The sequence below is a fragment of the Alteromonas sp. BL110 genome (assembly GCF_003443615.1).
In the GTDB taxonomy this organism is placed as follows: Bacteria; Pseudomonadota; Gammaproteobacteria; order Enterobacterales; family Alteromonadaceae; genus Alteromonas.
This window is the reverse complement of record NZ_CP031967.1, coordinates 3593176-3613456: the sequence shown is the minus strand read 5'-3', so window position 1 is coordinate 3613456 and position 20281 is coordinate 3593176. Positions and strand designations below refer to the sequence as shown.

At 43.8% G+C, this 20281-nt stretch carries 14 protein-coding genes and 1 pseudogene; 6 read left to right on the top strand and 9 right to left on the bottom strand.

What is annotated here, in order from left to right:
* Positions 1-17: 17 nt before the first annotated feature.
* The gene (gene glgB / locus D1814_RS15590; RefSeq protein WP_118494010.1) at positions 18-2201 is read right to left on the bottom strand and encodes a 1,4-alpha-glucan branching protein GlgB; all 2184 of its coding nucleotides are present in this window, start codon (positions 2199-2201) and stop codon (positions 18-20) included.
* A 158-nt stretch (positions 2202-2359) separates the two neighbouring features.
* Positions 2360-4558, bottom strand: coding sequence for a 4-alpha-glucanotransferase (malQ, locus tag D1814_RS15585; RefSeq protein WP_118494006.1), 2199 nt, complete (start codon positions 4556-4558; stop codon positions 2360-2362).
* A 236-nt stretch (positions 4559-4794) separates the two neighbouring features.
* Between malQ and gap the strand changes: the two genes are divergently transcribed.
* A complete protein-coding gene (gene gap / locus D1814_RS15580) occupies positions 4795-5790 on the top strand; it encodes a type I glyceraldehyde-3-phosphate dehydrogenase (protein WP_118494003.1) in 996 nt (331 codons plus the stop codon).
* Positions 5791-5966: 176 nt separating this feature from the next.
* The gene (locus D1814_RS15575) at positions 5967-6818 is read left to right on the top strand and encodes a D-hexose-6-phosphate mutarotase (RefSeq protein WP_118494000.1); all 852 of its coding nucleotides are present in this window, start codon (positions 5967-5969) and stop codon (positions 6816-6818) included.
* Between the two features lie 124 nt (positions 6819-6942).
* On the opposite strand, the gene D1814_RS15570 is transcribed toward D1814_RS15575, so the two are convergent.
* The 5 genes from D1814_RS15570 to zwf are packed head-to-tail and all read right to left on the bottom strand — an operon-like array spanning position 6943 to position 12566.
* Positions 6943-7587, bottom strand: a complete 645-nt coding sequence (locus D1814_RS15570; RefSeq protein WP_118493997.1) for a bifunctional 4-hydroxy-2-oxoglutarate aldolase/2-dehydro-3-deoxy-phosphogluconate aldolase — start codon at positions 7585-7587, stop codon at positions 6943-6945.
* Between the two features lie 3 nt (positions 7588-7590).
* Positions 7591-8544, bottom strand: a complete 954-nt coding sequence (locus D1814_RS15565; RefSeq protein ID WP_118493994.1) for a glucokinase — start codon at positions 8542-8544, stop codon at positions 7591-7593.
* Positions 8544-10370 carry a phosphogluconate dehydratase gene (gene edd / locus D1814_RS15560; protein WP_118493991.1) on the bottom strand — a complete coding sequence of 609 codons (1827 nt, stop codon included), beginning with the start codon at positions 10368-10370 and terminating at the stop codon, positions 8544-8546. The genes D1814_RS15565 and edd overlap by 1 nt, the downstream gene beginning before the upstream one ends.
* 8 nt (positions 10371-10378) lie before the next feature.
* Positions 10379-11071, bottom strand: coding sequence for a 6-phosphogluconolactonase (pgl, locus tag D1814_RS15555; protein WP_118493988.1), 693 nt, complete (start codon positions 11069-11071; stop codon positions 10379-10381).
* A 1-nt stretch (position 11072) separates the two neighbouring features.
* On the bottom strand, positions 11073-12566 hold the full coding sequence (gene zwf / locus D1814_RS15550; RefSeq protein ID WP_118493985.1) for a glucose-6-phosphate dehydrogenase: 1494 nt from the start codon (positions 12564-12566) through the stop codon (positions 11073-11075).
* A gap of 284 nt (positions 12567-12850) precedes the next feature.
* On the opposite strand from zwf, the gene D1814_RS15545 reads away from it, so the two are divergent.
* Positions 12851-13702, top strand: a complete 852-nt coding sequence (locus tag D1814_RS15545; protein ID WP_025255586.1) for a MurR/RpiR family transcriptional regulator — start codon at positions 12851-12853, stop codon at positions 13700-13702.
* Positions 13703-13940: 238 nt separating this feature from the next.
* Positions 13941-15377, top strand: coding sequence for a pyruvate kinase (pyk, locus tag D1814_RS15540; protein WP_118493982.1), 1437 nt, complete (start codon positions 13941-13943; stop codon positions 15375-15377).
* 130 nt (positions 15378-15507) lie between these two features.
* Here the strand turns inward: pyk and D1814_RS15535 are convergent, their stop codons facing one another.
* The gene (locus D1814_RS15535; RefSeq protein ID WP_118493979.1) at positions 15508-15885 is read right to left on the bottom strand and encodes a hypothetical protein; all 378 of its coding nucleotides are present in this window, start codon (positions 15883-15885) and stop codon (positions 15508-15510) included.
* Positions 15886-16553: 668 nt separating this feature from the next.
* Between D1814_RS15535 and D1814_RS15530 the strand changes: the two are divergent.
* Positions 16554-17630, top strand: a pseudogene (locus D1814_RS15530) (polysaccharide lyase family 7 protein); the annotation flags it as partial.
* 605 nt (positions 17631-18235) lie between these two features.
* Here the strand turns inward: D1814_RS15530 and D1814_RS15525 are convergent.
* Positions 18236-18835 carry a BON domain-containing protein gene (locus tag D1814_RS15525; RefSeq protein WP_118493973.1) on the bottom strand — a complete coding sequence of 200 codons (600 nt, stop codon included), beginning with the start codon at positions 18833-18835 and terminating at the stop codon, positions 18236-18238.
* 446 nt (positions 18836-19281) lie between these two features.
* On the opposite strand from D1814_RS15525, the gene D1814_RS15520 reads away from it, so the two are divergent.
* Complete coding sequence (locus tag D1814_RS15520; RefSeq protein WP_118493970.1) at positions 19282-20265, top strand: endonuclease/exonuclease/phosphatase family protein; 984 nt, start codon at positions 19282-19284, stop codon at positions 20263-20265.
* The last annotated feature ends 16 nt before the right edge of the window (positions 20266-20281 follow it).

The window sequence follows — 20281 nt, the reverse complement described above, 5'->3', positions numbered from 1 at the left end:
ATAACACCTAAGACGGATTAACCTACATTAGCAACGTAAAAAACGGTGGCTAGCGGTGGTAAAGTTATCTCTACCGAGTGGGCGCGGTTATGGAAAGGCGTGTTTTGAGTGGAAACTTCACGCACGACCTCATAGTTGCTCCCCCAATACGCGCTATCATCGGTGTTAAGTGCTAGCGATAACGTACATGCATCATCTACGCCTATTCTGAAGTTTTCTCGAGGCACGGGCGTAAAATTAGTCACCACATATACTTTCTGCTTTGCATCTTTTGACTTACGCACAAATGACACTACGCTTTGGTCTGCGTTACTGTGATCTAGCCACGCGAAGCCACTGGGTTCGTGGTCTTGCTCGTATAGCGCTGGTGTTGATGTATAAAGGTTATTGAGCGCTTTATAAAGTGTTTGGACACCTTTGTGTTTATCGTAATCGAGCAAGTACCAGTCTAGGCTGCTGTCATGGTTCCACTCACGGGCCTGTGCAAGCTCATTGCCCATAAAGTTGAGTTTTTTACCGGGGTGGCCATACATAAATCCAGCATAGCAACGAAGATTAGCGGCTTGCTGCCATTCATCGCCCGGCATTTTGTGCAGCATACTGCCTTTACCGTGCACAACTTCATCATGCGAAATTGGTAGAACAAAGTTTTCATCAAATGCGTAAACCATACTAAATGTGATATCACCATGATGATAGTTACGGTACGAAGGGTCTTTAGCAATGTAATGCAATGAGTCGTGCATCCACCCCATGTTCCACTTAAAGCCAAAGCCCAAACCACCGTCAAAAACAGGTCGAGAAACCTTAGGAAATGAGGTCGACTCTTCCGCAATGGTCATGGCGTCAGGGAAGTGTTTATAAACTTCTTCATTCATCCATTTTAGTAAGCTGATGGCTTCATAGTTTTCGTTGCCGCCATCCACGTTCGGGATCCACTCACCGTCGTTACGTGAATAATCGAGATAAAGCATGGATGCCACAGCATCGACACGCAATCCGTCCACGTGGAATTTATCTAACCAAAACAGTGCATTTGCTACCAAAAATTGACGTACAGTATCTTTGCCAAAATCATAAATGCATGAATTCCAATCTGGATGCCAACCTTTTCTCGGATCTTCATATTCATAAACACAAGAACCATCAAATCGCGCCAAGCCATGGCCGTCTTCCGGGAAATGGGCAGGTACCCAGTCGATAATTACGCCTATACCTGCTTGGTGAGCCTTATCAACAAAGTATTTAAATTCATCTGGGTTTCCAAATCTACTCGTTGGTGCGAACATTCCCACGGGCTGATAGCCCCATGACCCATCGAAAGGAAACTCGGAAATAGGCAGCAATTCAACGTGAGTGTAACCCATATCGCTGACGTAGCTTATTAAGTCATCGGCCAGCGCTTTATAAGTAAGATAGCGCGCATCAGTTTCAATACCCGGGCGCTTCCAAGAGCCAAGGTGCACTTCATAAATGCTCATTGGGCTGTTGTATTTGTTCACCTTTCGCTTTTCCATCCATGCACTATCATTCCACTCATAGTTATTGTGGTTGTAAATTTTCGAAGCATGAGAAGGATACTGCTCTGCACTGAAGCCAAGTGGGTCAGCCTTGTGCGGTAGGTCGTGGCCGTGTGAATCTTTAATGTGATACTTGTAGCGCTCTCCCTCTGCGAGTTCTGGCACAAACAGTACCCAGTATCCCATAGAGGTTTTTTCCATAGGATGCGTGCGGCCATCCCACTGATTGAAATCGCCAATGAGCGACACCGTACTCGCATTGGGCGCGAAAACGCAGAACCTGACACCTTTTATCGCATCGCCTTTTGAAGAAGTGAGTGTTAAAAGTTGCGCGCCCGCTTGCTCGTACAAATTAGCTGGCGTGCTATCGATGTAATGTACAGCATGATAAGCCTGGTCGGTAAACTGATAAGGGTCGATAAAGCCTTTTTTGTCTTCACCGCCTTTGGCGACAATGCGATAAATTTCACCCTGATAGTTTTCCGGCAGTGGTGTTTCGAACAAACCATTGTTGGAAGTAACAGTTGTGTCCTTTAGCGCAGGATTGCCCCATTTAATCGTTATCTCACTTACGTTTGGGTACCAAACACGAAGTATAGAACTTTGCTCTTTCGAAACTATACCTAAATGAGAAAACGGCTGAGAACATAATACCTGTTCGAACTGCTGCGCTAATTGCATTCGCTACTCCTAGTAAAAACCCGCATGACAGCGGGTTGAATTGAGAGCTTAAATGCGTTGTTCACATTTAAGCTCTATCAAGTACCGTCTTGGTACTTTATCTTACTCGTTAAAGTTGCCTAAGCAACTGCCTCTTGTCGATTCTTTGGCAACGGCAGTTAGTCCCGGCTTGCTTTTTTCCTAGCATGAGTAAGTTTAGACGCTAACTCATTTATATCATGTCTATCAAACATCGACTCAATATTTTCAGTCAGCTTTCTGCGCCAGTTTGGGTACTCATTGAATGTACCCGGAATGTTCACTGGCTTATCCATTTCTAGCCAGTCTTCTAACTGAAGGCTTAACAGCGCACTTGACCCCCCTGCCATATGCACCTGCATACCGTTATTTAAATCGCGATTCATGCCCGTGTGATTCACATCGCGACCAACACTCTCGTTCACTGACCCGTGTCCGTGCAAAGTATCAAGAATCGCTTGTTTATTTTCATGGCGATCTGCATAAAGCGTCTGAAGAATTTCTTCTGTTGGGTATAGCCCTATTTCTTTACCCAACTCTAAATCCAGACAGTGCCAGTAACCAATCAACGTCGGCATATCGTGAGTAGTCAAGGTTGACATCGACTGAACAGGATAATGACTAGGCGAGAAGAAACCGCCGTCTTCTGCTTGTTCGAAGAAAAATACGCGGTATGAATACACGCCATTATCAGCAAGCTTACTGCGAATTTCTTCGGGTACGGTGCCCAAGTCTTCACCTATAACCAAACTTTCATTGCGATGACTTTCTAGTGCCAGAATACCCAGCAAGTCATCGACAGGGTAATAAACATAGCCACCGTCTTTCGCGTGGTCGCCTTTTACTACCCACCACAAGCGGAGTAACGCCATAACGTGGTCGATACGCAACGAACCAGAAGACGCCATGTTAGACGCAAACAAGTCAATAATTGGCTGATAAGCTTGCTCGTACAACTTGCGAGGGTCCATTGGTGGCAATCCCCAGTTCTGACCAAGCGGGCCTAAAATATCTGGTGGAGCACCTACACTTGCTCCTGTGCAGTACAAATCCTTATTACCCCAAATCTCGGCACTGCCTTCACTTACGCCCACAGCGAGGTCGCGATAAAGACCAATAGTCATGCCAGCATCGGTTGCTTTATTACTCGCAATGTCTAGCTGCTGGGCTGCAATCCATTGAAGGAACAGGTAAAATTTAACTTCATGCTGGTTAGCATTTTTGAACTTAGCCACTGCAGGGTTGTGGTAGTCTTTGTATTCCTGCGGAAATACCGGCCAACCCCAGCTTTCTTTGCCATCGGCTTTAAGGTGTGACTGCAGTGCATCGTACACCGCTAACATGTCTAGGCTTTCTCCGCCCGCTTCAACAAAAGCGTTAAACGCTTTATTTTGTTTGGTATTATTACGAAGGTACTTAGCCTCGTAAACATCAAACACCGCTTTAAGCGCTGCTAGTTTCACATGGGCTACTGCTTCGTAGTCTACATGCTCAACGTTACGGGCATGGTCAAGGGTAGCTTTGAAGTCATCACTGTTAACTACCGTTTGCACCGATGCATCATCGAAGCCATCAATAGCGGTTACATCGATATATAAATAGTTTAGCCAGCGACGTGAACTCGGCCCATAAGGAGAGCACGCGTTAGGGTTAGCTGGGTAAAGCGCATGAATTGGGTTAAGCCCGATAAAATCAGCCCCAACGCCCGCGGCTTTTTCGATAAGTAGTGCAAGGTCTGAGAAATCACCAATACCCCAGTTCTTTTCGCTGCGAACGCAGTAAAGCTGAACACTCAGGCCCCAGATTTTTTTGCCTTCTTTAATCTCTTTCGGTGTATAGCATGCCTCTGGTGCCACAATTAAGCGAGAACGTGCGAATTCATCGTCATCTGCACTTAATGCAACATCGTGATATCCAAGTGGTAAATCCAAAGGTAGGGTTACTACGTATTCATGAAATTCAACATCGTCAATGTGGGCCATTGTCGTCATTTCTTGATCGACAGGCGTAAATTGATGGGTGTGTACGTCACCGTTTTCACACGTAACAGTAAGTGTATGGTCATCGTTAACCAACTCGATGGGTAAACGAACGGCTACATTTATTTCTTGGGTGTTTCGTACAACTTGAACAGGATTTAAAGGCGACAACCATACCGATTTAATATCTTGTGTAATTTGTGACTGAATTTTTTCATCACTGCTGGTGTCATAGCCAAGCGTGTTTAGCAATTTCGCTTTGCTTGATTCTGCGATGGTTGCTGGTTTTCCCCATGCGTCGACGTACTGGGTTTCAATTCCCCGCATTTCAACCAGTTGTTGCAGAAGTTGTTGTGTCATGGTGTGTCATTCCTGTTATTCGGTGAAAGACGCATAGGCCAAAGATGCAAAGTGCGTCTGCAAACAAATTTTTAACATTATTCTAGAAACAAGGGCTTCGCGATATGTGAATACGATTGCAATAGCACTTATTCGTAATTTTGCAACACTTTAGCTTTTTATTTTGCTAATTATGGCATTTTGATCCATACTTTACGTAATTTATTTTCATTTTATTTGAACAATCGGGGTACGTTATGACAATCCGCATCGGTATCAATGGTTTTGGCCGTATTGGTCGCCTAGTAATGCGTGCAGCAGCTGAGCGCAACGACATTGAAGTTGTAGCTATTAACGACTTGCTTGACACAGACTACATTGCTTATCTTTTGAAATACGACTCGACGCACGGTTTATTCGACGGGGAAGTTTCAGTTGATAACAACAGTCTAGTTGTAAACGGCAAAACTATCCGTATTACTTCTGAAAGAGATCCTGCAGCACTTAAGTGGGATGAAGTAGACGTAGACGTTGTTGTTGAATCAACAGGTCTATTCCTAACTAAAGAAACTGCCGCGAAGCACATTGAAGCTGGCGCGAAGAAAGTTGTTATGTCTGCGCCGTCTAAAGACGACACGCCAATGTTCGTAATGGGCGTCAACCAAGAGAGCTATGCTGGCGAAACTATCGTTTCAAATGCGTCTTGTACCACTAACTGTCTTGCTCCACTTGCCAAAGTACTTAACGACAAGTTTGGTATTGTAGACGGTCTAATGACAACAGTTCACGCAACGACTGCTACACAGAAAACCGTAGATGGTCCTTCAATGAAAGACTGGCGTGGCGGACGCGGCGCGGGTCAAAACATCATCCCATCATCAACGGGTGCTGCCAAAGCGGTAGGTAAAGTGATTCCTGAACTAAACGGTAAACTAACAGGTATGGCTTTCCGTGTACCTACACCTAACGTTTCAGTTGTTGATCTTACGGTTAACTTAGCGAAGGCTGCTAGCTACGACGAAATCTGTGCTGCAATGAAAGAAGCCTCAGAAGGCGAGCTTAAAGGTATCATGGGTTACACTGAAGATGCAGTTGTATCAAACGATTTCTTAGGTGACGCACGCACTTCTGTATTCGACGCTACTGCAGGTATCGCGCTTACTGACACATTCGTTAAGCTTGTATCTTGGTACGACAACGAATGGGGTTACTCAAATAAGGTTCTAGACCTAGTAGCTCATATTTCTAAGTAATAAACAAAATATAGAACAAATAGTTAAACTATTTGTTCTAAAGTTGAGTTAATCTAAAGGTGCAAGCATTGTGTTTGCACCTTTTTTTGTTGTCTCAAAAATAAAGACGGTTTTTCAGCGACACACATTTTTCCGTCGCCTATTTGTAAGTTTAGTATTCAGTCCAAGGGGGACGTATGCCATCTGTGTATTCAGTTACCGTTAGCGAGTCTAATGGTCTTACATTTTTAGACGTGGATAACGCTTTCGCCACAGCGCGCATAAGCTTATTTGGCGGCCATATTTTATCTTTTGTTCCAAAGAGCGATAACAAAGAGCGACTTTGGGTAAGTCCACATGCCTATCTAAACGGCGAGCGTCCAATTCGCGGGGGTATTCCAGTGTGTTGGCCGTGGTTTAGTGACGACCATGGTCGCGAAAAAGGTGCCCTTCCCGCTCACGGCTTTTTAAGAACCCAGGTGTGGAAGCTGGTTGATTCAGAAGAATCAGCAAGCGGAACCACCATAACACTCTCGCCAAGTTTCACCCGGGCTGAAGGGTTTGAAAATGACTGTACCGTAACCATGGTGATCGCAATTGGTGAATCTATGGACGTATCTCTGGTTACTGAAAATATAGGAGTGGCTGCATTTGACTTTAACTGTGCTCTGCATACTTATTTTCATGTTAATGATATTCAGCAAACACTTCTAAAAGGCATTGATGGACAATATAAAGATAAACTCGACGAATGGGCTGTAAAGCCTACGCCATCGCCTTACGCCATTACCGGCGAAACCGACCGAATACATCTTGCGCCGATTGAAACGACTGAGATTGAAGTTGGCGGCGATGCATTTACCGAAGTTATCTCACAGGGCAATGACTCGCTTGTAGTATGGAACCCATGGCAAGGTGCTGCGTCCATTTCAGACATGGACCCATTTGGCTATAAGCATATGCTGTGCGTTGAGACGTCGTTAACTCAAGGCAGAATGTTAGCACCTGGTGAAAGTCATACACTTAGACAAACTGTCGTACCTAAGTAGAAGCATAACTGGATAAGTATCGTTTGCTAAGACGCTAGCCTGCGAACATTATCCATTTGCGTAAATGCATTACAAAAAAACCTGCCAATCGGCAGGTTTTTTTAACTATAAAGCGAGATGACTTCTACTGCTTAGCACCCGCAACGGCTTCTTTAGCCAGTTGGGTAATACGCGCCCAGTCACCTGACTCAATTGCATCATCTGGCGCTAACCACGAACCACCTACGCACTTTACATTCTTAAGCGCTAAGTAATCGTTGTAGTTGTTTGGACCAATACCGCCTGTTGGGCAGAAGGTTACATCAGGGAAAGGACCGCTGATAGATTTGATAGCCTTAACGCCACCTGACGCTTCTGCAGGGAAGAATTTCATGTGGGTATAACCCGCATCTTTACCCTTCATTAGGTCAGACGTTGAAGAAATACCTGGAATAAGTGGGATATCAGCATCCATACCCGCTTTCAACAAGTCCGCCGTCATGCCTGGGCTAATAGCAAACTTAGCGCCCGCTTCAACAACCGCTTTAAGCTGTTGTGCGTTGGTTACTGTACCCGCACCGATTAGAGAGTCTGGCACTTCTTGTGCAATTCGCTTAATGACGTCTATTGCTGCAGGTGTACGTAAAGTTACTTCTAAAACTTTAATTCCACCTTCCATTAGCGCTTTTGCCAGAGGTACCGCTTTTTCTACGTCGTTGATAACCAACACAGGTACAACTGGGCCGGCCGCAAAAATTTCCTCTGGAGAGGTTTTCCATTTTGATGTCATAATTTAGCTCGCTGTATTTTGATTCAGATATGCAGCCGCACCCAATAAACCGTGATCAGGTTCTGCAATAAGATAGGTGGGAATGTCTTTAACGTAATGCTTCATTTGCCCTTTCGCTTCAAAACGCGCTCTGAAATCGCTGTTTTGAATAAACTCAGGGAAACGATTTGCAATACCTCCACCAATAAAGATGCCGCCAGTAGTCGCCATATTCAGCGCTATATTACCCGCGAAGCTTCCCATGATTCGACAGAACTGAGTCAGCGTTGCTTCAGCTAACTCACAAGTTCCATTTAACGCCGCTTCTGTAATTTGCGCTGGCTCAGTAAAAGCTATAGGGGCAGACGCATCGTTAGCTAAAGCAGTGTAGATATTGTGCAAGCCTCGTCCAGACATCACTTCTTCAGCAGAAGCACGTCCCAATGTTGATTGCAAATGACGCCAAACCACAACATCGGTTTCATCAACGGGAGCGAAGTCAACATGACCACCCTCACCGTCTAATGTTTGCCAGCCTGTTGAAGTCATAGTGATATGCTCAACGCCAAGGCCGGTACCTGGGCCAAATACAGCAATATTGCCATTCTCTTTTGGTGTGCCCTCACCAATTTGAACAACTTGGTTTTTACTTAGCACAGGTAATGAATGTGCTACTGCAGTGAAGTCGTTTATAACGAACAGCGCGTCTAGCTTAAGCTGTGAACGCAAAGCGTTTTGAGAAAAAGCCCAGCTGTGATTAGTCATTACGACTTGATCGCCTAACACTGGGCAGGCAATTGCAATACAACCTTGGGTAAAGTTGTGCTCTGGTGTGTCTTCAAAATACTGTGAAATGGCTAAATCGATACTAGCAAAGTCATTACACATGTATTTTTTAATGTCAGTGACGCCCGACTCGGTTACTCTCGCAACGCGAATATTGGTACCGCCGACATCAGCCACAAACTTTTGGCTCATTATGCTTGCTCCTGCGTGTAAAACAGTGAACACGCTCCTTCCTCTGCACCAGTAAGGATGGCACGCATACCAGCAAACATTTCACGTCCCATACCAACATGATGCTTCGCCAAGCTTGCTGGAGCTGCTTCGCGAGCGGCTAGTGTTTCTTCATCAACATGCAAGGTAAGCGCACCCGTTTCGGTATTAAGCTCGATAATGTCGCCTTCCTGCACTTTAGCCAGCAAACCACCTTTATAAGCTTCTGGTGTTACGTGGATAGCAGCAGGCACCTTTCCTGACGCGCCCGACATACGACCATCTGTAACAAGGGCTACTTTGAATCCTCGGTCTTGAATTACACCAAGCGGCGGCGTTAGGCGATGAAGTTCTGGCATACCAATGGCCGATGGACCTTGGAAGCGAACAACTACGATGCAGTCTTTATCTAACTTGCCAGATTTAAATGCGTCATCTAGTTCAAACTGATCTTCAAACACAACCGCTGGCGCTTTGATGTTGCAATGAGGCGTACGAAGCGCTGAGGTTTTGATAACCCCACGACCCAAGTTGCCGTCTAGAACACTCAAGCCACCATCCGGCTTAAATGGTGCTTCTACAGTTGCAAGTACTTTTTTGTCTAGTGACTCCGTGGGGCCATCGCGCCACTCTAGCTCGCCGTCTTTTAGGACAGGCTCTTTGGTGTATAGGTCTAAACCATCACCAACAATAGTTTTCACATCGTTGTGCAGTAGCCCTGCGTCAAGCAGTTGCTTGATAAGCAACGACATACCGCCAGCGGCAACAAAGTGGTTAATATCTGCTGAACCGTTAGGGTAAATGCGAGTAAGTAATGGAACCGCATTTGAGATATCAGAAAAATCGTCCCAGTTAACAATGTAACCAGCAGCTCGCGCAACGGCGATAAGGTGCATGGTGTGGTTAGTAGAACCACCCGTTGCAAGTAGACCTACAAGACCATTTACGATGGCTTTAGCATCTACAATGTGACCAATTGGCGTGTAGTTGTCGCCAAGGTCGGTTAGGCGAGTTGCTTGAACCGCCGCTGCTTTTGTCAGCGCATCGCGCAGTGGCGTACCTGGGTTAACAAACGAAGAACCCGGTAAGTGTAAGCCCATCATCTCAACCACAAGCTGGTTTGAGTTCGCTGTACCGTAGAATGTACAGGTACCCGCAGAATGATAAGACTGAGATTCGGCTTCAAGTAGCGCGTCACGGCCTACCTTACCTTCAGCAAACTCCTGTCGAACGCGTGCTTTTTCTTTGTTTGGTAAGCCTGATGGCATAGGACCAGCTGGAACAAACACCGTCGGCAGATGACCAAACGTAAGTGCGCCCATTAGCAGTCCGGGTACGATTTTATCGCAAATACCCAGCATTAGCGCGCTATCAAACATGTTATGTGAAAGCGCGATAGCTGCACCCTGAGCGATGTTGTCACGGCTCATAAGGCTTAAGTCCATACCAGACTGGCCTTGCGTCACACCATCACACATTGCAGGTACACCACCAGCAAACTGCGCTACACTGCCCACTTCTTTTACCGCTTCGCGAATAAGCGCTGGGTAAGTTTCATAAGGCTGGTGAGCAGAAAGCATGTCATTGTACGCAGACACAATAGCCACGTTGGCTTTGGTCATTGAACGAAGGTCTGCTTTTTCACTTGTACCACACGCAGCAAAGCCGTGGGCCAAGTTTCCGCACGATAGTACACCGCGGTGTGGACCTTGACGGCGTGCGTCCTCAATCTTTTCTAAATACGCTTTACGCGTTTCTTTACTACGCTCGATAATTCGTTGCGTAACTTCAGCAATTTTTGGATTCATATAGTCTCCTATGGCGCCCACATCAGAGTTACCGGTGCTCTATTTACAACGGCAGTGATGGGCTTTTGCGCTTCGGTAGCATTTTCAATAGCGTCTAAAAGCACTTGCTTTTTCTTTTCACCCGTTAGGTGTAAAAAGATGTTTCGGCTATTGAGTAACGCAGGTAGCGTTAATGAAATACGTTGATGAGGTGCTGTTGTAGGTTGAACAGCGATGCAGGTTCTGCCGCTGCTCATATCTAAGCCGTCAAGTACTTGCTCAGAACAAGGGAAAAGCGATGCAGTGTGCCCGTCTTCCCCCATACCAAGAATTAATGCGTCAAAAGGCTGTGACATGCTAGCTAAATTAGACTCAGCTGCATTTACGCCTTTATTTGCATCGTCAACATCGCTTTTCAATTCGATAAAACGTGCTGCTGCGGCTTTATTTTGAATTAGGTTATTTTTAACTAGGCTAGTGTTGCTGGCTTCGTGGCCTTCTTCAACCCAGCGCTCGTCAGCAAGGGTAATATCAACCTTATCCCACTCAAGGTCGGTCTCGCTTAACTGCTTGAAAAGCGCTAGAGGAGTACGCCCACCACTAACTACAAGAGATGCACGGCCACGAGTTTTAATACCTGTTTTAAGAATGCTTACTAAATCTTGTGCAAATGCATCGGTAAGCGCGTCAGGTGTTTCAAATGATAGAGTTGTTAACGCCATATTACTTTTTCTTTCCTGTTTTGCTTTCGTACCAACTGCGATTTTCACGCGCTAGTAGACCTATAGAGTCTACCGGACCCCATGTACCCGCTTGGTACGGCTCAGGCGGCTCACTAGATTGCTTCCACGCTTCAAGAATTGAATCTACCCATGTCCAAGCTTGTTCAATTTCGTCACGACGAACAAATAGCGCCTGGTTTCCAAGCATCACTTCAAGCAGCAGTTTTTCGTAAGCGTCAGGAATACGCTCGTCAGCAAACGCTTCCGAGAAGCTTAGGTTAAGCTTAGATTTTTGTAGGTCCATCGAGCCGGAGCTAGTTAAACCTGGAACTTTATTCATTACCGTGATTTCTACACCTTCATCAGGCTGTAGACGTATAACGAGTTTGTTAGGCGGAAGATTCTTAAAGCTATCGCCAAATAAATTGTGCGGCTGGCGCTTGAAGTAAATAACAACTTCACTCACTTTAGTTGGCATGCGTTTACCTGTGCGCAGGTAGAATGGCACACCAGCCCAACGCCAGTTATCAATTTCCGCTTTTATTGCAATAAAGGTCTCAGTTTTACTCTGCGTATTTGCACCTTCTTCTTCAAGGTACCCAGGTACTTCTTCACCTTTAACAAAACCAGACGTGTACTGACCGCGTACCGTGCTTTCATTAATATTAAACGAGTTGATAGGGCGAAGCGCTTTAAGCACTTTAAGCTTTTCATCACGAATGCTATCGGCATCTAGCGTTGTTGGCGGTTCCATCGCGACCAAGCTTAAAATTTGTAGCAGGTGGTTTTGCACCATGTCACGCATTTGTCCCGCATCGTCGAAATAGCCCCAACGCCCTTCAATACCTACTGATTCAGCCACTGAAATTTGAACGTGGTCAATACAGTTGTGATCCCAGTTTGTAGCAAAAATAGAGTTGGCAAAACGAAGCGACACTAAGTTAAGAACGGTTTCTTTACCTAGGTAATGGTCAATACGGTATATTTGTTTTTCGTCGAAATATTCAGCAACCTGTTCGTTGATAACTTTGGACGACTCCAAATCATGACCGATTGGCTTTTCAAGCACTACGCGAACGCTTGAATCGATAATTTTGCAGCTATGCAGGCCGCGACAAATGTCGCCATAAATAGCAGGCGGTGTAGCTAAGTAACACACCATTGTGCGAGTTGGGTCAACGTGGTCGTCTAGTACGCAATAGCTTTCGACATCTTTCATGTCTACGCATGCGTAATGCAAACGCGCTTTCATTTTTTCCCATGTAGCTTCACATAAGTCCTTTTCACCAAACTTTATAAGATTAGCGTGAACTTCTTCTATGTAAGCGTCTAGTTCCATTTCCTGACGCGCCACACCAACAATTGTGGTTTCAGGGTGCATCAAGTTGGCTTTTTCTAGCTGGTATAAAGAAGGCAATAACTTGCGTCGTGAAAGATCTCCCAGCGTACCAAAAAGTACAAAATCACAGGGCTCGTAGGAATTATCCAATACCATATTCGTCGACCTTTTAAATGTATGTGTGCGCAGCGTATTGTACAGTTATTTACAACACTAACGACTATTTTTACCGTATAGTTAACACCAAATGTAGTAAAATTACAACTTGAACCAACTATAGGATCTGAATCTTTACTATTTCCCTCAGTTTACCCTGATTTAACCTGTTTGAAACAACAAATTTTGTCAAAAAATTACATTTTTCTTGTCACGGTCGTCACATTGGGTACTATTACAGGTGTACCTTACAATAATTTATGCTAATCAATTGCTATATCTGTATGAACATTTTAGAAAAAATCACACAAAATCAAGCGGCATTCAGTAAATCTGAAAAAAAGGTAGCTGAAGTAATTTTAGCTAACCCACAGACAGCCATTCATTCGAGTATAGCAACCCTCGCTAAAATGTCGGATGTTAGTGAGCCCACTGTTAACCGATTCTGTCGAAGACTCGACACGAAAGGCTTTCCAGACTTCAAGCTTCATTTGGCGCAAAGTCTAGCTAACGGCACGCCGTACGTTAATCGCCACGTAGATGAAAATGACAGTCCGGATGAATACACGAATAAGATTTTTGAGTCGACTATGGCATCTCTTGAAGTTGCTCGTCAGTCGGTCAACGTTAATGTAGTTAATCGCGTAGTTGACCTACTCACTCAGGCTCAGAAAATTTCATTTTTCGGTTTAGGCGCCTCGGCATCAGTGGCTCACGATGCACTCAACAAGTTCTTCCGATTCAACGTACCTGTTGTGTACTTTGAAGATATACTTATGCAGCGCATGAGCTGTATGAATTGTTCAGCCGGTGATGTTGTGGTTTTAATAAGCCATACTGGTCGTACTAAGAGTCTTGTTGAAATAGCGCAGATCGCTCGAATGAACGATGCAACCGTTGTGGGCATTACGTCAGCAGAAAGCCCTCTTGCCCAAGAGTGCAGCTATGTACTGTCGTTAGAAGTACCAGAAGATACCGATATGTACATGCCGATGGCTTCTAGGATAGCGCAGCTTACGCTTATTGATGTTCTCGCTACTGGATTCACATTGCGCCGCGGTAATAAGTTCAGAGAAAACCTTAAGCGTGTTAAAGACACACTGCGTGGTTCACGATATGAAAAACGTGGCGATTAAATTACCACTAATTTGATCATAGTAGGATTTGCCGCCGTAGCTATTAACGGCTAATAAATCCAGAAATCCGCCTAACTGGTCGAGCCAGTTGGGCGTTTTTGTTTATTTCATTCACATTATTGTCAAATTCAACTATTATTCTGTAATAAAATTACGTAAAGCGATTACAGGCGTTTATATAATAATCAACGCTTATCACTCTTTGTCTTTTCTAACTTAGAAACAGCGACGGAATCACATGACCAGAAGAACTAAAATTCTTGCCACCCTAGGACCTTCAACAGACTCACTTGAGAAAATTCAGGCGCTAATAGCCGCTGGCGCAAATACAGTGCGAATGAACTTTTCACACGGGCAGGCTGAAGACCACATCGAACGAGCTAAGCGCGTTCGCCAGGCTGCAAAGAACTTAGGCAAATATGTAGCTATTTTAGGTGACCTTCAAGGACCTAAAATTCGTGTTGCCCGTTTTGCCGAGGGTGCTGTTCATCTAGATATCGGTGCTAAGTTCATCTTAGACGCTGAGTTAGGTCGTGACGAAGGCGATATCAACCAAGTAGGCATTGATTACAAAGCGCTTCCTGACGATGTATCTGCTGGCGATATCCTTCTTCTTGACGATGGTCGTATTCAGCTTCGTGTAACGGGTGTTGAAGGACGCAAAGTTGTTACTGAAGTTACCGTTGGTGGTAAACTTTCAAACAATAAGGGTATTAACCGTCAAGGCGGTGGCCTTTCGGCAGATGCGCTTACTGACAAAGACAAAGAAGACATCAAAACTGCGGCAAAAATCGGTGTTGACTACCTTGCGGTTTCATTCCCAAGAAGCGGCGCAGATTTAAATTACGCGCGAGAACTTGCTGAAGCAGCAGGCTGCTACGCCAAGATTTGTGCAAAAGTTGAACGTGCTGAAACCGTAGCGTCTGACGAAGCCATGGATGATATTATCGTAGCTTCTGATGCTGTGATGGTAGCTCGCGGTGATTTGGGTGTTGAGATTGGTGATGCAGAGCTTGTTGGCGTTCAGAAAAAGCTTATCGCCCGCTCTCGCCAACTGAACAAGGTTGTTATTACCGCGACCCAAATGATGGAGTCGATGATCGATAGCCCAATGCCAACTCGTGCTGAAGTTATGGACGTAGCAAACGCTGTTCTAGATGGTACTGATGCGGTTATGCTTTCAGCGGAAACCGCTGCGGGTAACTTCCCTATCGAAACAGTTGCGGCCATGGCCCGTGTCTGTGAAGGTGCGGAAACTCATCCAAGCGTAAAAATCTCTAAACACCGCATGGACCAGAAGTTTTCATCAACAAGTGAGTCAATTGCACTTTCTGCCGTGTATGCAGCGAACCACCTACCAAGTGTTAAGGCGATTGTAGGTTTAACTGAAAGTGGAACTACGCCAACGTTGATGTCTCGTATTACTACGTCACTTCCAATAATTGCTATGTCTCGTCACGAATCTACGCTTAATACGATGGCACTGTGCCGTGGTGTGAAGCCGGTTTACTTTGACTCATCTAACAGCGAACCTGGTAAATTGAAGTACGATGTTATTGCTTCGCTAAAAGATAAAGGCTTAGTGAAAAGCGGTGACAGCATCATCCTCACCTATGGCGATGAAATGGAAAAGGTAGGCGCAACTAACACTTTAAAAATTGTAGAAGTTGAATAGCCTAAAATGAATATTGAAAGCGAAGCTTAAACTTCGCTTTTTTTTGCCTGAAATTTAAATGGGTACTAAAACCAAAAACGCCCTTTACACCTTTATGATGTAAGGGGCGTTTTCGTTAATACTGTTTAGACTAGATTGCCTGTGCAGTGTAGGTCTCTGTCTCTTGAGCTATATCGTTCGCATATTGCGTAAGGTGGTGGCTTATGATGTTTTCAGCCCGTTCAACGAACTCGTCACGTTTAAACTTCCAGCCTCTTAAATCGGCTTGTTTTGCCTGCTTAACATAAAATTCTAATCGTGTTTTTCTAAGCAGATGCGCCTTTTTAGATAAATCAAACTCTACCAGTGATAAAGTCTGTTCAACTTTAACAATATCGGCGTGAACAGTACGTTCTGCGTCATCGGCCGTTGCTTGGCTAACTGAAAGCTTACCCTGCCCGAACATGCCGATTAGTGCTATGACCACTGAAACAACAATAGCTGAATAAACCCACTTTAAAATGTTCATGCCTCACTCCTTGACCAACTGTGAACTGCTCATAATTTGGATAACAATTATATGGTTAACGACTTCTATTTGGTTAACGACTTCTTCGGCGCTGAAAAGGTAATGTATGCAAAACAGCACGCTAATATTAATTGCTAAATGTAATTTATAATTTGGGATTGCAGCTTCTATACCACAATATATTTCTTTGAATATCAGAAAGATATGAAACAAGACTGTTACTACAAAATGTATATAAAGAATTTTCTACACACTTTAAGAGAATTTTTCCGTTTCTTTCCTTCGGGTTTAATTTAAGCGCTTCTAAACTTAAGTTTGTGAAACAGGCTCAAACAAACACTGGGTAAAGAATATAGTGTCTATTGCATATTTGGTATTACCAAAAAGTTTATTTCTCGCGCTGAATATCGAGATGCGCATAGACATAAGTATGAAAAAGCCTCGAAATTAACGGTAGAAGCAACGGTTATACACTCACAAACCCTGCTGGACGCCTCTTGATTTAACGACTTGATAACATTTTGCAATTGGTTTACAAGAATGATAAATTGGCATTACAAATATAAAGCTTTACCCACAACCGGACTTACCAATATTATTGACTTAAGTATGAGTTGTATTCGTAAGCGATTGTCTACCAAGAGGTTTAAATGTCTAAAATAAAAACAATGCCTACTGCCTTCTCGTTATTCGCCGTCTCTGTTACCCCATGGACAAAGCACCTGTCGACGTGCCTTCCATTGCTCTTCGCTTCAGGTCTTGCTAATGCTGAGGCACTTCCAGCTGAGCAGTTTGATTTAAGCGAATGGAAAATTACAATCCCTACAGATAAAGACAACAATGGGAAAGTTGACGAAATATCCGTAAAGGATATCCAGAGCTTTGAGCACAGAGACTTTTTCTATGTGGACGATGAAGGAAATATGGTGTTTGCAGCGCCCAATAAAGCACTAACCACTCAAAACTCATCCAATACCCGTAGCGAACTGCGACACATGCTTCGCGGTTCTAACACACGTATTAAAACTCACTCACCCAAGAATAACTTTACCGTTGCCAGTAACCCTATTTCAGACCGCTTTGCTCAAGTAGGCGGAAAATTAAATGCCACGCTTAAAGTGCAGCATGTCGCTACGAGAGCTAAATACCCAGATAAAGCGCCAGCTTTTTCGGTGGTAGTAGGTCAGATACACGCTAGTAAATGGAAGAAAAAGGTTAAAGGGTTTGGTTGGGGTAATGAGCCACTCAAGATTTATTACAAAAAGTGGCCTCAGCATGAAACGGGCTCTGTGTTTTGGACTTACGAGCGTAACTTGCCCAAAAATGATAAAAACCGTACTGACATTGCTTATCCAGTTTGGGGAAATTTATGGACCAATCCTGAAAATCCGGGTAGCGAAGGTATTAAACTTAACGAGAGCTTTAGTTATGAAGTGAACGTTCACGGTGATGTAATGTACCTGAGCTTTAAATCAGACGGACACAAAACCGTTAATTATGCTATTAATCTTGCCAATGGGGTAAATGCTTATGGTGAGTTGGACCAGCACGATCATCCTTACGGCTATACGCTAGATTGGAATTATTTTAAAGCGGGCGCTTATAACCAGTGCAGCACTAAAGATGATGACGGCTTTTGGTACGCGGCATGTATGGGTACAGGAAACTGGGAAGAAGATAAGAAAAATGGTGACTATGTACAGGTCGCGTTTTCCAACTTAACGGTAGGTGAAAGCAGCGAACCGACTGAAACCTTCAAAGCGAACCTAATTACGCAAAGACCTGTGGCGGAAAGCGACAATGTTAAGATTGGCGCTACGCTAAACAAAAAAGAAGCGATATCCACAGATGCTATTCCTACTTCCGCGTTAACAGCAATAAAAAGTGTTGCTCCTAACTTTGCGATACAAGAAGTTGAGAAAGAATACAAACACGGTAATGTATATCTTGATGTTGAAGGTGAAGACGCTAACGGAAATGAAATAGAATTCGATATGCTGCAAGACGGAGAGCAGTGGAAAATTGTTGAAGTACAGCGGGATTTAACTATGGAAGATTTACCTTCCGCTGTAAAAACACTTATCAAGAAGCAGGAAAACTCTGACCAAGTTAGGCGTATCATTGAAAGTAAGCAATACGGAACTGATATTACGATTTATGAATTTTATCTTGTGGCAGAAAATGGCACTGAGTCCCGTAAAGAAATTAAATCTGAAAACGATGAAGTTGTCTTATTGGATGAAGAGTGGAAACATTAGTTAAGTCGATGTGCTGACCGGTATACCTAATTTACGTTAGGCAAGAAAAAAGGGGCGCATGCCCCTTTTTTGTAATGTCGGATACAGAAACTTTAGTTCATTGCAGTTTCAGTAACAACACGTAGGTCACTCTCTACGTCTTTGACATCAGAAGCATTTTTAGCAATTTCTACTGCTAGGTCACGCTCAGCGTCAGAATCAACTTCGCCAGTCAGTGTTACCACACCGTTTTCTACGTCAACATCAATGTCAAATCCTGAAATATCAGTGTCCATGAGTAGACGAGTTTTAATTACCGTTGCAATTTTTGCGTCAGTCAATTCACTTGTGCCCTCATCTACAGTGTCTTCCATATCGTCAGACATCTCTTTGTGCATATCGTTATCAGCAACAACAGTAAGCTTGTTGTCTACCGAAGTAACACCGTCGATGTTAGTTACCAACTCTTCAGCTAATTTTTTATCGACAGAATTTTCAACCTTACCTGTAAGAACGACATTGCCATCTTTCACATCGGTGTTAATGTCGAATGAATCTAGATTGCCATTGAACAACAGCGTAGCTTCTGCTTTACCGTCAATCCATGCGTCCTTAGCACCTTTTTCCCACTTATTGTCTGTGTCCATATCACCAGCATAAGCAGCTGTAGTTAATGTTGTAGCAACAATCATAGAAATAATTGAACGTTTCATAACATTTCTCCTTTGTCGAAACTCACAACTTCAGGTGCTAAAACCTTGCCAACCTAATATCCTATTGTTTTATATGGATTAATTATTGACTTCGATTATATCGGTCTTCTGAAGTTTGCAAACTTTGCCTGATTTCGAGAATTTTTTACTTAACACAAGCAAATTGTGTATGCCCCTTGGAAATTACGCTATTTATAAGTTGCCACTTAATGTTCCTATGGAAATAACACAGTGGAAACAACATGGTGGAATTAACATTAAAAAGATACATAGAACTATGCACAGATACTGACGCTCAATAGAAAGGTAAGGTTAAACTTATTTTAGGAAACCGCCGTAATTATAACTATTGTTTTATCATCATCCACATAACCTTTACAAAGCCAACTAACTTTTTGGTTTAGGTAAGATGTGTTTTGTCAGTTTTATTCAAGGACCTTCTAGACATGGATACTGCGCTCACTGCTGCTTCGGTTTTATTTATCGCCGTAAGCTGGGCTCCACTTCTCCCCTCTTCCCACTGGTTGGTAAGAGTGTGGGAGTTTCCAAGGCTTCAAATAGCTGCAATTATCTCCCTATTACTTATTGGGCACGCATTTAAAGTAACGTACTACGCCCCAATAAATAGCCTTTCGCTAATCGAAATAGCGGGCCTAGTTGTTAGCTTAATTTACCAAGTTGTCTGGATAATCCCCTACACTCCCCTTTACAAGCGTGAAGTGCAACGCCTAGGCAGTGATGATTCAAGCCAAAAGCTAAGTGTGCTTTCTAGCAATGTATATATGCCAAACAATGATTTTCGCAAACTCATTGAGCATGTGCGCAATAAACATCCCGATTTTCTGGTCACCCTTGAATCTAACGAAAAGTGGCAGAAAGGCATAAGCGAAATCGAGTCAGAATATCCTTATCGTAAATTTTGCCCCCTAGAGAATCTTTACGGTATGCACCTGTACAGTAAAATTCCATTTAAAGAGGCTACACTACGTTTTATGATTGAAGACGATGTGCCATCTATGAGGGTAAAAATCAACCTCTATGGTAAAGATATACTGCTTTATTTTCTTCATCCAAAACCGCCAAGCCCAACGGAAAATACCTATGCTAAGCCTAGGGATATCGAGCTAACCGTAGTCGGGGAAGAAATTGCCAAAACAGAAGGACCTATAATTGTCGCTGGCGATTTGAATGACGTTGCATGGTCACCTACTACCAGAAAATTTAAGAAAATAAGCGGACTGTTAGATCCTAGAGAAGGTCGAGGATTTTTCAATACTTTCCATGCAAAGTACCCATTAGTGAAGTGGCCACTGGACCACGTTTTCCACTCTGAACACTTTGGGTTGGTAAACATTGAGAAATTAGAGGGTGTAGGCTCTGATCACTACCCTCTTTACACAGAACTTGCGTTAATTACTGACAAGAATTAGCGTACTTTAAAGATGC

Excerpts from the sequence above, each read along its gene's own strand:
- glgB (WP_118494010.1), bottom strand. The coding sequence starts at position 2,201 with ATGCAATTAGCGCAGCAGTTCGAACAGGTATTATGTTCTCAGCCGTTT.
- malQ (WP_118494006.1), bottom strand. The coding sequence starts at position 4,558 with ATGACACAACAACTTCTGCAACAACTGGTTGAAATGCGGGGAATTGAA.
- gap (WP_118494003.1), top strand. The coding sequence starts at position 4,795 with ATGACAATCCGCATCGGTATCAATGGTTTTGGCCGTATTGGTCGCCTA.
- D1814_RS15575 (WP_118494000.1), top strand. The coding sequence starts at position 5,967 with ATGCCATCTGTGTATTCAGTTACCGTTAGCGAGTCTAATGGTCTTACA.
- D1814_RS15570 (WP_118493997.1), bottom strand. The coding sequence starts at position 7,587 with ATGACATCAAAATGGAAAACCTCTCCAGAGGAAATTTTTGCGGCCGGC.
- D1814_RS15565 (WP_118493994.1), bottom strand. The coding sequence starts at position 8,544 with ATGAGCCAAAAGTTTGTGGCTGATGTCGGCGGTACCAATATTCGCGTT.
- edd (WP_118493991.1), bottom strand. The coding sequence starts at position 10,370 with ATGAATCCAAAAATTGCTGAAGTTACGCAACGAATTATCGAGCGTAGT.
- pgl (WP_118493988.1), bottom strand. The coding sequence starts at position 11,071 with ATGGCGTTAACAACTCTATCATTTGAAACACCTGACGCGCTTACCGAT.
- zwf (WP_118493985.1), bottom strand. The coding sequence starts at position 12,566 with ATGGTATTGGATAATTCCTACGAGCCCTGTGATTTTGTACTTTTTGGT.
- D1814_RS15545 (WP_025255586.1), top strand. The coding sequence starts at position 12,851 with ATGAACATTTTAGAAAAAATCACACAAAATCAAGCGGCATTCAGTAAA.
- pyk (WP_118493982.1), top strand. The coding sequence starts at position 13,941 with ATGACCAGAAGAACTAAAATTCTTGCCACCCTAGGACCTTCAACAGAC.
- D1814_RS15535 (WP_118493979.1), bottom strand. The coding sequence starts at position 15,885 with ATGAACATTTTAAAGTGGGTTTATTCAGCTATTGTTGTTTCAGTGGTC.
- D1814_RS15525 (WP_118493973.1), bottom strand. The coding sequence starts at position 18,835 with ATGAAACGTTCAATTATTTCTATGATTGTTGCTACAACATTAACTACA.
- D1814_RS15520 (WP_118493970.1), top strand. The coding sequence starts at position 19,282 with ATGGATACTGCGCTCACTGCTGCTTCGGTTTTATTTATCGCCGTAAGC.